Source organism: Rhizobium sp. SRDI969 (genome assembly GCF_025152725.1).
In the GTDB taxonomy this organism is placed as follows: Bacteria; Pseudomonadota; Alphaproteobacteria; order Rhizobiales; family Rhizobiaceae; genus Rhizobium; species Rhizobium leguminosarum_I.
This window is the reverse complement of sequence record NZ_CP104035.1, coordinates 1,854,982-1,866,981: the sequence shown is the minus strand read 5'-3', so window position 1 is coordinate 1,866,981 and position 12,000 is coordinate 1,854,982. Positions and strand designations below refer to the sequence as shown.

General features: G+C 61.7%; 10 protein-coding genes and 2 pseudogenes. 8 read left to right on the top strand and 4 right to left on the bottom strand.

The features are described 5' to 3' along the window. The first annotated feature begins 113 nt into the window (after positions 1–113). The 8 genes and pseudogenes from N2A41_RS09425 to N2A41_RS09390 all read left to right on the top strand — a co-directional run. Entirely contained in the window at positions 114–884 is a 771-nt protein-coding gene (locus N2A41_RS09425; protein WP_026154136.1) for an SDR family NAD(P)-dependent oxidoreductase, read from the top strand. Positions 885–907: 23 nt separating this feature from the next. After that, positions 908–1,273: pseudogene (locus tag N2A41_RS09420) on the top strand (alpha/beta hydrolase); the annotation flags it as partial. A gap of 272 nt (positions 1,274–1,545) precedes the next feature. Continuing rightward, positions 1,546–2,583, top strand: a complete 1,038-nt coding sequence (locus tag N2A41_RS09415; protein WP_260110791.1) for an LLM class flavin-dependent oxidoreductase — start codon at positions 1,546–1,548, stop codon at positions 2,581–2,583. 493 nt (positions 2,584–3,076) lie between these two features. After that, on the top strand, positions 3,077–4,606 hold the full coding sequence (locus N2A41_RS09410) for an aldehyde dehydrogenase (NADP(+)) (RefSeq protein WP_260110790.1): 1,530 nt from the start codon (positions 3,077–3,079) through the stop codon (positions 4,604–4,606). A 378-nt stretch (positions 4,607–4,984) separates the two neighbouring features. After that, positions 4,985–5,776 carry an SDR family NAD(P)-dependent oxidoreductase gene (locus N2A41_RS09405; protein WP_260110789.1) on the top strand — a complete coding sequence of 264 codons (792 nt, stop codon included), beginning with the start codon at positions 4,985–4,987 and terminating at the stop codon, positions 5,774–5,776. Between the two features lie 454 nt (positions 5,777–6,230). After that, entirely contained in the window at positions 6,231–6,719 is a 489-nt protein-coding gene (locus N2A41_RS09400; protein ID WP_260110788.1) for a cupin, read from the top strand. Positions 6,720–6,929: 210 nt separating this feature from the next. Continuing rightward, the gene (locus N2A41_RS09395; RefSeq protein WP_260110786.1) at positions 6,930–7,865 is read left to right on the top strand and encodes an MBL fold metallo-hydrolase; all 936 of its coding nucleotides are present in this window, start codon (positions 6,930–6,932) and stop codon (positions 7,863–7,865) included. A 240-nt stretch (positions 7,866–8,105) separates the two neighbouring features. Continuing rightward, positions 8,106–8,264, top strand: a pseudogene (locus N2A41_RS09390) (AEC family transporter); the annotation flags it as partial. Here N2A41_RS09390 and N2A41_RS09385 read toward each other — a convergent pair. Genes N2A41_RS09385 through N2A41_RS09370 form a run of 4 tightly spaced genes read right to left on the bottom strand, consistent with a single transcriptional unit; the run spans position 8,232 to position 11,999 of the window. After that, positions 8,232–9,443, bottom strand: a complete 1,212-nt coding sequence (locus N2A41_RS09385) for a UbiH/UbiF family hydroxylase (protein WP_260110785.1) — start codon at positions 9,441–9,443, stop codon at positions 8,232–8,234. The pseudogene N2A41_RS09390 and the gene N2A41_RS09385 sit on opposite strands and share 33 nt — an antisense overlap. Before the next feature lie 39 nt (positions 9,444–9,482). Then, entirely contained in the window at positions 9,483–9,995 is a 513-nt protein-coding gene (locus N2A41_RS09380; protein WP_260111122.1) for a DUF934 domain-containing protein, read from the bottom strand. A 10-nt stretch (positions 9,996–10,005) separates the two neighbouring features. After that, entirely contained in the window at positions 10,006–11,676 is a 1,671-nt protein-coding gene (locus N2A41_RS09375) for a nitrite/sulfite reductase (protein WP_222383903.1), read from the bottom strand. 8 nt (positions 11,677–11,684) lie between these two features. Then, the gene (locus tag N2A41_RS09370) at positions 11,685–11,999 is read right to left on the bottom strand and encodes a DUF2849 domain-containing protein (protein ID WP_011651871.1); all 315 of its coding nucleotides are present in this window, start codon (positions 11,997–11,999) and stop codon (positions 11,685–11,687) included. Position 12,000: the final 1 nt, after the last annotated feature.

Here is a 12,000-nt window from a genome sequence, read left to right as displayed (position 1 = left end):
CCACGTTGCGGGATAGGCCATTGGTCAAAGGGACACTCCTCAGCATGCGCAGAATATCTGGCATCCGCACGCCGACGCTGCCATAAATGAGCTTCATCGAGGGAGGCATCGTGATGCAGAAGAATGCGCCGGACTTCAGCCTTGAGGGCAAGGTGACCTTAGTGACGGGAGCGAGCCGTGGGATCGGTCGAGCTTGCGCACTTGCCTGTGCCGCAGCAGGTTCTGATATCGTTTTGGGTGTGCGCGATGTCGCAGCGTCGGCGGCCCTGGTTGCCGAACTCGAGGGAGTGGGACGAAAGGTTCTCCCTGTTGAACTGGACATTCCCAACAAGGCCCATATCGCACAAGCCGTCGACGCAGCGTTGACGACATTTGGTCGGATCGACGTCCTGGTCAACAATGTCGGCGTGGCTCCAGGCAATCTCGCGGAACTCGTTGAGGAGAAGGATCTTGACGAGATACTCGATGTCAACATCAAGGGCACCTTTCTGATGACGCAGGCTGTGGGCCGGCACATGATCAAGCGCAATGGGGGCCGGATCATCAACATCAGCTCACAGGCCGGTACCGTGGCACTGCGCGGCGAGGCAATCTATTGCATGAGCAAGGCGGCCATCAATCACCTCACGCGCTGCCTTGCAGCCGAATGGGCACGCTATAATGTCACTGTAAACACCGTATCGCCGACGTTCATCCACACGGATGGTACAGCACCTTTTCTATCCGATGCCGACAATCGCGAAGCGACGCTCGGTCACATTCCACTCGGCCGGATCGGTGAAACCGATGATGTGGTGGGTGCCGTGGTCTTCCTAGCATCGCCGGCTGCGAGCCTGATCACTGGCGCGAACCTGCTGGTGGACGGTGGATGGTCCGTCGCCTGAGGCCGAGGCGCCCCTGCAGCACCAGGCTCATCTGGAAACTCGCCTCTCCTCGGTGGAAACTCGACGACAACACGTTTGAACGAAGTGCCGCGGCATTCGCCAATCCGGACCATGTCGCGATCGGTTGGCGGCTCCGACTGACGGAGGGAGAGAAGCGGTTCGACGAGTTCGAAACCAAGCTCGCATCCGCTCCCGGCATCCACGTGCCTGCGATCACGATGGAAGGCGATGCCAATGGGGCACCGCATCCTGGTCCGAAGGCCTATGCCGGAAAATTCAAGGCCAAATACGAACACCGTCTGATCGAGGGCGGTACAGGTCATAATCTCCCGCAGGAGTCACCAGAGGCTTTCGCTCAGGCAGTCATCGACGCGGACGCATGGGCATAACCACCGTCATCGGTGGACGGCTTTTCCGAGGATTGTCATGACAATAGGTAGGAAGGAACTCACCTATCGGATATTTGGATAGTATCCATCAGAAAATGACGGGTAGTGGGACGCCTGTCATCGTGTGATGAAGCGGGAGGCGCTTTCTGCCAGATAAACACCGTCCTGTCCGCTCCATCGCGGCGCCAAGGCGAGTCATTCAGAAGCTGGAAGCGCCGAAACTCAGCGACCACCGCGGTTGGGTGGCAACAGTGCCTCGAAAGGATCCTTCGTTGGAAATCGGTATCGATAGTTTTGCGATGCTGCTGAACGACCCCGCTACGGGACGACTGCAGTCAGCCGTCGATCGCATGGAGAGCGTACTTGCAGAGGTCGAGCTGGCCGATCAAGTCGGTCTCGACGTCTTTGGCATGGGCGAACATCATCGAGAAAACGCACTTGATTCCGCGCCAGCCGTGATCCTTGCGGCCGCTGCGGCGCGCACGAAGTCGATCAGGCTGACAAGCGCTGTTGCCGTCCTCAGCGCCGCCGACCCCGTGCGGCTCTTTCAGCAGTTCGCCACATTGGATCTGATATCGCGCGGGCGAGCGGAAATCGTAGTCGGCCGCGGCTCGTCGGTCGAGGCCTATCCGCTGTTCGGATTCGACCTTCGGGACTACGATGCCCTCTTCGCGGAGAAGCTGGACCTGTTGCTAAAGATCAGGGAAAAGCCCGGTATCGAGTGGCAGGGCCGCTTTCGACCGCCCATCGGCGGCCAGGGTGTCTTTCCCCGTCCGCACCAGCCAACCTTGCCAATCTGGCTGGGTGTCGGCGGGACGCCCGAATCCTTCATCCGCGCCGGAACACTTGGCTTGCCTCTGATGGTCGCTATCATCGGCGGTAGTTTCGAGCGGTTTCTGCCGCTGGTCGAACTCTATCGACGTGCATGGCTCGCCGCGGGCCACCCAACCGAGGAACAGAGAATCGGCGTGCACGCTCTCGGCTTTGTCGGAGAGACTGACAAAGCAGCCAGGGAAGCATTCTTTCCTGGCTGGTTCCAGATGTTCACGGACGCTGGACGGGAACGGGGCTGGCCACCGCCAACGCAGGCGCAATTCGACTTCATGTGCGGCCCGGACGGGGCGTTTCTGGTTGGCAGCCCGCAGACAGTTGCGGCAAAGATCGAGCATGTCAACAGGACATTGGGCGGAGTTTCTCGCCTCACCTTCCAGATGAGCACCGCCGCCTTGGAAACCGAAGCAATGCGCCGGTCGATCGAACTCCTTGGCACCGATGTCGCACCGATCATTCGCGGACACCGTCTCAGCTAGCTCACGAGTCAGCGTTTCCGCGCCGGTCCTCGAAGCGAGTTTCGCGGCCCCGTCCCGACCACATGTTCGTGAAATCGTCGCGCGAGGCCGCCTCCGCCTTCGCCCTGATAGGAGCGAGCGCGGCGGCGGCTGTTGGAAATGCAGGGACGCCTTCCGAGATGGGGGCCAGCTCGCGCACGAGCCGAGCAACGCATCAATCGGAAACCAAAGGGAGCGCGCGCCGCAAGGTGAACAAAGGCTACCCCCGTCGCCTAAACGGAGGCAGGCATGCGCGTGCCCAAAAACCGTGATCAAGGATCATCAGCATTCGGCGGTCGCAAATGCGCGCGCCGAATCTAGCACGACTTGAAAAGTAATACTTTTGATGAGCGAAGGCTTGGCATACCGGCCGTGGATGCCTATGTGAGTTCGACAGCCATACTCAGACGGTTACGCAAAGCCTCCATTCAGCATGCGAGGGCGGCCATGGCTTCTCATTTTGAAAGGATCCACGATGACACTCTCCGGCGACCTGATTATCGGCGGCGCAAACGTACGTGGCGCGGCCGCGGCATTCTCCGCAATCAATCCCGCCAACGGCAACCCGATGGAACCGCGCTTTGCCGGCGCGACGAAGGAGCAGGTGGAAGCGGCCACGAGTTTGGCATGGGACGCCTTCCCGATCTACAAGGAGACGTCGCTCGACGATCGAGCTCGGTTCCTGGAAGCAATCGCCGAAGGCATCGTCGCAATCGGCGACGATCTCGTCCTGCGCGCAATTGACGAGACTGGCCTGCCACGCGGCCGTATCGAGGGAGAGCGCGCCAGGACCGTCGGCCAGCTTCGCCTGTTCGCCAAGGAGGTTCGCGACGGCAGGTTTCAGGAACTTCGCTTCGATCCGGCTGATACGGAGCGCAGGCCAGTTGCAAAGCCGGACCTTCGGCTGCGAAACGTTGCTCTCGGCCCTGTCGCGGTGTTCGGGGCATCGAATTTTCCCCTCGCTTTCTCTGTCGCTGGCGGTGACACCGCCTCCGCCCTCGCCGCCGGCTGCCCGGTTATCGTCAAGGCGCACTCCGCCCATCCCGGCACGTCCGAGCTGGTCGGCAGAGCCGTCGCGGACGCGGTCGCAGCATGCGGCCTTCCGCGGGGGACGTTTGGGCTTTTGTTCGACGCGGGATTCGAGGTGGGCCAGACCCTCGTCGCCGACCACCGCATACGCGCCGTCGGCTTCACAGGCTCGCGTCGTGGCGGCACCGCGTTGATGAAGATCGCCTCGGAGCGGAAGCAGCCGATACCGGTCTACGCCGAAATGAGCAGCATCAACCCTGTCATCCTCTATCCCAATGCACTTCGCAGCAGAGGAGCGGAGATCGGAAAATCGTTCGTCTCCTCTCTGATCCTCGGCGCTGGCCAGTTCTGCACCAATCCTGGCCTGATCATCGCCGTCGAGGGTGCGGGCCTCGATGCCTTCATCGGGAGTGCCGCCGCAGCGCTTTCGGAATCGCAGGCTCAAACAATGCTGACTGGTGGCATCTGTGATGCATATCGCAATGGTGTCGCAAGGCTGTCGTCATCGTCTTCCGTCTCGCAAGTGGCCGCGGGGAAGGAGGGGACGCCCCATCAGGCCGCGGCGGCGCTCTTCGAGACAACCGCGGCTGCATTCCTCGCGAACCCGGAACTTCAGGAAGAGGTTTTCGGCGCGTCGGGACTGATCGTCCGCTGCCGGGACGATGAGGAGTTGCGAAGGGTCGTGGGATCGCTGGAAGGTCAGTTGACCATCGGCCTGCACGTAGATGCCGGGGACATCGGGGCCGCCTCGCCGATGATCTCGCAGTTGGAGCTTCTGGCCGGCCGACTTCTCGTCAACGGCTTCGGAACGGGGGTCGAGGTATCCCCGGCGATGGTCCATGGCGGACCCTATCCAGCCACATCGGACGGACGATCGACCTCAGTAGGGACCTTGGCGATCTACCGCTTCTTGCGCCCGGTCTCCTATCAGGACTTTCCGATAGATCTGCTTCCCGAGCCGCTCAAACCATTCTAAGCGCGTTTAGCCTCGGGCAACAGAACGTCGTGGATGCGATCGACGCATCCACGACGCAGGTCAGAATACCGCTGTTCTGGCGACCATCCTAGCTTTTTGCCCGCCACCACCCGCGATGATCTGCGCGGTGTTTGTGACCAGGGGTTGGCTGGCATTCTCGTCGTGAAGCGCCAAAAAAGCCCGCCGTAGTGAAGAAGGTGCGATCATTGTCTTCCAGGCGGGCCGGATCGGCGACTTCGATAAACCTGGCGAGAGCTACTTCGGTTCTAGGCCCCGCGGCCGCCCCAATGGAAGGGGAAGGATTATCCGCATCATAGGCTGTTGCGCGATCGGTCGCCAGTTCATACGTTCTCTCATCCAACCTCACAGGAGCAGAAGATGCAGATCGACCTCACAGGCAAGACCGCTCTGGTTACCGGATCCACTGAAGGCATTGGATACGCAATCGCCCGCCAGCTCGCGAGGGCGGGTGCGGACGTGGTTGTCAACGGCCGGTCCAAGGAAAAGACCGCGAAGGCCGCCGACCGCCTGAAAGGCGAAGGCGCCAAGGGAAGCGTGACCGCGGCGGCAGCGGATCTCGCAACCGCTGGCGGATGTGACGCTCTTGTCGCCCAAGTTCCCCACGTCGACATCGTCATCAACAACGCGGGCATCTTCCAGCCCCTAGACTTCTTCGATGCGAACGACGAGGTATGGGACCGCCACTGGCAGGTGAACGTCATGTCCGCCGTCAGGCTTTCGCGCGCATATCTTCCGGGCATGCAGAAGCTCGATTGGGGCCGCGTCATCTTCATCGCGTCGGAATCCGGCTTTAACATACCCGTCGAGATGATCCACTACGGTGTCAGCAAGACCGCAGACATCGCGGTTGCCCGCGGCCTTGCCAAGCGCATGGCTGGCACCGGCGTCACCGTGAACTCCGTCCTTCCCGGCCCCACGCTGTCCGAGGGTGTCGAGGCGATGCTCGCAGAGGAACGTGCGAAGACGGGGAAACCGATCGAGGAGGTGGCGGCGGACTTCGTCAAGAAGCACCGCGCCGGTTCGATCATCCAACGCGCCGCGAGCGTCGAGGAAATTGCCAATCTCGTCACCTATCTGGCCTCCCCTTTGGCGTCCGCAACGACTGGAGCTTCGATGCGCGTGGACGGAGGCCTGATCGACACGCTCTGACGGACTCCACCGACCCGCCACTGCACCGTCTTCGTCGGAAGTTGTCTCCGCGATGCGCTGCGGTGGCGGGCATTCGGCGACCTTTCCAAAGCCTTCCAATTCTCACCCTTTCGCAGACCAGTCGCCTATCGAAAAGACGGTGCTCGAAGGCAAGGTGCCTCCCGGCAGCCTGTAAAACGGCATCATGACCGGCCTGGACCGGTTCCCCACATTGGTGGCCGCCGCCGGCGATACCAACATCATTGATGAGCTTAAAAAGGGGGGAACACCTCCAATGCGTCGTCTCCGAAACCACGGCACGTCAAGGAACCGTTGGCGACCGCCAAGGTTTAGACTCGAGAACATCAGCGCAGATGAGTTCAATGGAGAAGGCGCGAGAGACTTGGGCGAACAACCGTCGACGGCTCGATGGCCGTCGCGTCGCGGCAATCGACGACTAGCTTGGGAATTCAGCATGAACACCGAGACGATCATTTTCGGGCCGAGCGACTGGGTCCCGAACAACCCGCATCTTCCTGTATTGCTTTACAGAGGGCTGTTTGCCGACGGCGGACCGATCGATTTCGAGCGTCGCTTCGCGGCAAACGGTTGGACAGGCATCTGGACAAACGGTGTCTTCGATTATCAGCACTACCATTCCGGTGCCCATGAAGTGCTGGGAATTGCACGTGGTAGCGCCACGCTGCTGATTGGTGGTCCCGGCGGTCAAGCAATCGCGGTTGCGGCCGGAGACTGTCTGGTGCTTCCAGCCGGGACAGGGCACCGAAATCTCGGTTGCACGTCGGACTTCCAGGTCATCGGCGCTTATCCTAAGGGACAGCATGCCGACATTCAGACTTCGGCTGCTTCAACCGAGACGCTGACGAAAATCTCGTCAGTTTTCCTACCCCACACCGATCCCGTTCAAGGACCATCGGGATTTCTCATCGAGAAATGGCGGTAGCAGGCTTGCCGCGTTCGTTGATCTGATCGACTCTGCCTCCATCAGCGCGCCGCCGGCAGCACAAAGCGAGGCCCGCACCTATGCCCTGGTATGGCTTGCCCTGTCCCTCGGCCCCACCCGCCCTTATCCCTCGACCCAATCGATCGCAAACACGCCTCCCTGTAGCGTCGTCGATGCCGTGTTTAGGGCGGCGGTCAGAAGGAGACGAACATGAACCTTGAGACAAAGATGAGCCTGGAAAACACCGCACACCCCGGCAGACCTCGGCTCGACGAATTGGTTCCGTCGCGCTACGCGGTGCAGGTCGGCGAGATTGAGGTGCTGGTGGTCAGCGATGGAGTGCTACCGCTCCCAACCGCGATGCTGGGACACAACGCCGATCCGTCCGTCCGAGCGGCCTGGCTGAAAGAGATGTTCCTGCCGCCGGACGCTTTCGACTGGGCGCTGAACGTGGTCGTGGTGCGCAGCGGCGACCAGACCATACTCCTCGATGCCGGGCTGGGGATCGACCCGGACCTGCACCTGCCGCGGGCCGGGCAGCTGATCAAGCGGCTGGAAGCCGCCGGTATCGATCTTGCGTCGGTGACCGATGTGGTCCTGACCCACATGCACATGGACCACATTGGCGGGCTGCTGGTCGATGGGGTGAAGGACCAGTTGCGTCCGGACCTGCGGATCCACGTGGCGGCGGCCGAGGTCAAGTTCTGGGAGGCGCCTGATTTTTCCCGTGTCTCCATGCCGCCGGGCTTCCCGGACGCGCTTCGGGCGACCGCCGAGCGGTTCGCCAAAGAGTATCGCAGCCATTTCAGGCTGTTCGACGACGAGTACGAGGTGGCGCCGGGCGTGGTCGTCTCTCGTACCGGCGGCCACACCCCCGGGCACAGCGTGATCCGCCTGGCGTCCGGCGGCGACCGGCTGATGTTTGCCGGCGACGCCGTATTCGCGGTCGGCTTTGAGCACCCCGACTGGTTCAACGGCTTCGAGCACGACCCCGAGGAGGCGGCGCGCGTTCGGGTCCGTCTACTGCGGGAACTGGCGGAGACCGGCGAGCAGCTGGTGGCCACTCACCTGCCGTTCCCGTCAGTCGGCCGGGTAGCTGTCGACGGCGACGCCTTTCGCTGGGTAGCGGCCTTCTGGGACTACTGATCGCTTGCTGGGTTGGGATCTTAGAGCGTGTGCTCATCGCGTGAATGAGTCCACGCTCTACTGGTTTGTTTTTTTGAGCAATTCCGGACGCAAAAACCGCTACACACTTTTGCTGGAATTACTCTTGTTTCTGCGCAATTCCGGACGCAAAACCGCGACACACTTTTGCTGGAATTGCTTAAGTCAGATCCTGACCCACCGATCATCCTCGCTTCCTGGAAGATCTCTTGGCCGAAATCGTCAGCGACTAATGTCTTCGTCATCAGCCAGCAATATGGCGTCTGACAGGAGCGCGCTTCGGCGACGATCCTAATCACCACGGCGTTTTCGGTGGTGACTGTTTCGCTCTGGCTGATCGTGATCCGATCAGGCCTTCTTCCGCTTCAGCTTTTCCCGTAGCGCATCAGGAATATCGCGGAAGCCGCGGCCGGGCTCGATGCCCTCGCGCATGACGATGTTGCGCAGCGGCGGTATGGCCGAGAGGATATGCAGGCCGGCAGCCCGCAGCATCTGAACCGGCAAAAAATCCGAGAGCAGCGACCGATTGAGAAGATCGACACTGGCCGTGCGCGTCATGATATCGGCGCGGCGCCTTCGGTCGAAGCTTTCGCCGGCATCGGCCGGCACCGGTAATTCCGCCCTGTCGCAGAGGATATCGGTGAGCGCCATGATATCGCGAAGGCTGAGGTTCAGTCCCTGTGCCCCGATCGGCGGGAAGACATGGGCTGCCTCGCCAATCAGCGCGATGCGTCCCTTGCCGAAACGATGCGCCATCATGCCGGAGAGCGGCCAGACTTGGACGCCCTCCTCGACATCAACCTTGCCGAGCATGGACTGCATGCGCCCCTCGACGAGAGCGCCGAGTTCGGCAAGCGGCAATTCCATGCGGCTCGCCGCCTCAGCGGGATCCTGCACCCAGACAAGACTGGAGCGGCTCCCCGGCAGCGGCACCTGGGTGAAGGGCCCATGTTTGGTATGGAATTCAGTCGAGATATTCTGGTGCGGCAGCGAATGGGCGAAATTCAGCACCATGGCCGATTGCGGATAAGACCAGTTGCGCACGGCAATGCCGGCGGTTTCGCGCAGCTTCGAGCCGCGGCCATCGGCGCCGACGGCAAAATCGGCCGACAGCGTCTCGCCGCCGGCAAGTGTGATCGAGACCACTTCGGCTGATATGTCGATCGATTCGGCCATATCGGTGAAGCGGGTGATATTGCCCTCGCCGGCAGCGGCCTCTTCGAGGATATCGATCAGCGCCCTATTAGGGAAATTGTAGCCAAAGGCATCCAGGCCGACATCGGCCGCGCGGAAGGTGGTGGTAGGCGCGCGCAGCAGCCTGTCCGTGCCGTCGACTATGCGCATGCTGGAGAGAGGGGCGGCTGCGGGGCGGAGCTTTTCCCAGAGCGCCAGGCGGTCGAGGAAGCGGATCGACTGATCCATCAGCGCCGTGGTGCGCCGGTCTTCTTTCGGAGCGAGAGGCGCTACCAACGCGACGTTGCGACCGCCGCGCGCCAGCGCGATTGCGGCGATCATGCCGGTGAGACCGCCACCGATCACAGCCACTTCGAATGTCTTCATGCTATCGTTCCGCCATAGTAATAAGGACGGAGCGACCGCTTATGCGGCCGGCTTCGCCTGTCGGCGCCAACTATAGCCCTTGCCGGCTTCGGCGTCACGCACCGCCGGCTGATAATGATGGGGAATGGCGGGAAGACGGTTTTCGCTCAGCCGCTTCAGCGTCGTGGCGTTGCTGACGGAAAAGCTGTCGATGCCGACGCGCAGCATAAGCGGAACCTGGTCGATCAGTACATCGCCGACGGCGCGCAGTTCATTGGTGTAGCCGAGCCGCTGGCGCAGCAGCGAAGCATGGCTGAAGGCGCGGCCGTCGTTGAAAGCGGGAAAGGCGACGGCGACGATTTCCAGGCGATCGAGATAGGGCGCCAGCCGGCGCACATCGTCGGCCGGCTTGATCAGCACGCCGAAGCCGACATCGTTGCTTTGGTCGGCCTTGGCGATCAATTCGTCGAGGCCGAGCAGCGGCTTCTGCTCCCCGGTCGCCTTGACCTCCTCGGTTTCAATCACCCAGGGATCGTTTTCGACAAAACCGGTTTCTTTCCAGATCTTCGTCATCATCCCCTCCTTATGCCGCTTCGGCGGCCGAGCCGTAGAGCGCAGTCTTGAACGGCTGAGGTCCGACACGGCGATAGGCGGCGAGGAAGTTCTCGGACTGATCGAGGCGCAGGCCGAGATAGGTGTCGACGATCGTCTCGATTGCGTCCGTCACCCGGTCCGGCTCGAAGCCGCGGCCGATGATCTCGCCGATCGAGGTATGTTCGTCGCCGGAGCCGCCGAGCGTGATCTGGTAGAGTTCGGCACCCTTCTTTTCCACACCGAGCAAGCCGATATGGCCGACATGGTGATGGCCGCAGGCATTGATGCAGCCGGAGATCTTGATCTTCAGCTCGCCGATCTCTGCCTGGCGTTCGGCATTGCCGAAACGCCGGGAGATTTCCTGCGCCAGCGGAATCGAGCGCGCATTGGCGAGCGCGCAGTAGTCCAGCCCGGGACAGGCAATGATATCGGTGATCAGGCCGGCATTGGCTTCCGCCAGATTTATGGCGACGAGGCCGCGATAGACGGCTTCGAGATCGGCAAGCGCCACATGCGGCAGGATCAGGTTCTGCTCATGGCTGACGCGGATTTCGTCGAAGGCATATTCCTCGGCAAGATCGGCGATCGCATCCATCTGCGCATCCGAGGCGTCGCCCGGAATGCCGCCGATCGGCTTCAGCGAGATCGTCACCATGCCGTAATCGGGGTTCTTGTGCGGCTGCACGTTCTGCTGGACCCAGCGGGAAAAACCGGAATCAGCTTTCTTCCAGCGGGCAAGGTTTTCCCAGCCTTCGGCGCGTTCGGGCAGATCCGGCGGCGCGAAATAGGCAGCGATCGCCTGGACGTCCTTTTCCGGCAGCCTGAGCTCGGTATCCTTCAGCGCGGCGAATTCGGTTTCCACCTGGCGCGTCAGCTCCTCGGTGCCGGTTTCGTGCACGAGGATCTTGATGCGGGCCTTGTATTTGTTGTCGCGGCGGCCGTGCAGATTGTACACGCGCACGATGGCCGTGGTGTAGGAGAGCAGGTCTTCCTCGGGCAGGAAGTCGCGGATCAGCTTGGCGATCATCGGCGTACGGCCCTGGCCGCCGCCGACATAGACGGCAAAGCCGATTTCGCCCTTGTCGTTCTTCTTCACGTGCAGGCCGATATCATGGACCTGGATTGCCGCGCGGTCGCGCTCGGCGCCGGTGACGGCGATCTTGAACTTGCGCGGCAGGAAGGAAAATTCCGGGTGTACCGACGACCACTGGCGCAGGATTTCGGCGTAAGGACGCGGATCGGCGATCTCATCGGCGGCGGCACCGGCGAAGTGATCGGCCGTGACGTTTCTGATGCAATTGCCCGAGGTCTGCAGGGCATGCATTTCGACGCTCGCGAGGTCGGCCAGCGCATCAGGAATGTCGGACAGTTTCGGCCAGTTGAACTGCAGGTTCTGGCGCGTGGTGAAGTGGCCATAGCCGCGGTCATAGGTGCGAGCGATATGAGCGAGCATACGTAGCTGGCGGGCGCTCAGCGTGCCATAGGGAATGGCAATGCGCAGCATGTAGGCGTGGAGCTGCAGGTAGACGCCGTTCATCAGGCGCAGCGGCTTGAACGCGTCCTCGGCGAGCTCGCCGGAAAGGCGGCGCTGAACCTGATCGCGAAACTGCTCGACGCGCTCGGTAACAAAGGCATGGTCAAATTCGTCGTAACGGTACATCGTCTTCCTCAGACTGCAATGAATTCGGGATCGGCAGGAGCGTAGCCCGGGGCATATTCCATGGTCGGGCCTTGTGCGCGGATGCGCTCGCGAAGGCGAAGCGGCCAGAGAATGCCGTTGGTTTCCTGAACGTCAACGACGGCGACGTCAACGACCTCGTTGTCGGCATAGGATTTCTTGCCGATCGCCTCAAGCGCCGCAACGGCCTCGGCATGACGGGCAACGAGCGCCTCCTGCAGCGAGGTCGACCACTTCCCATTCGCATCCAGCCAGACGGCAATGCCGTCCGTCAGCCGGTTGGCGGTCAGAACCTTGTCACCCATA

Bases quoted from the DNA above. Each gene is read 5' to 3' on its own strand.
- N2A41_RS09395 (WP_260110786.1), top strand. From the start codon at position 6,930: ATGAACCTTGAGACAAAGATGAGCCTGGAAAACACCGCACACCCCGGC.
- N2A41_RS09375 (WP_222383903.1), bottom strand. From the start codon at position 11,676: ATGTACCGTTACGACGAATTTGACCATGCCTTTGTTACCGAGCGCGTC.
- N2A41_RS09405 (WP_260110789.1), top strand. From the start codon at position 4,985: ATGCAGATCGACCTCACAGGCAAGACCGCTCTGGTTACCGGATCCACT.
- N2A41_RS09410 (WP_260110790.1), top strand. From the start codon at position 3,077: ATGACACTCTCCGGCGACCTGATTATCGGCGGCGCAAACGTACGTGGC.
- N2A41_RS09400 (WP_260110788.1), top strand. From the start codon at position 6,231: ATGAACACCGAGACGATCATTTTCGGGCCGAGCGACTGGGTCCCGAAC.
- N2A41_RS09425 (WP_026154136.1), top strand. From the start codon at position 114: ATGCAGAAGAATGCGCCGGACTTCAGCCTTGAGGGCAAGGTGACCTTA.
- N2A41_RS09370 (WP_011651871.1), bottom strand. From the start codon at position 11,999: ATGGGTGACAAGGTTCTGACCGCCAACCGGCTGACGGACGGCATTGCC.
- N2A41_RS09380 (WP_260111122.1), bottom strand. From the start codon at position 9,995: ATGACGAAGATCTGGAAAGAAACCGGTTTTGTCGAAAACGATCCCTGG.
- N2A41_RS09385 (WP_260110785.1), bottom strand. From the start codon at position 9,443: ATGAAGACATTCGAAGTGGCTGTGATCGGTGGCGGTCTCACCGGCATG.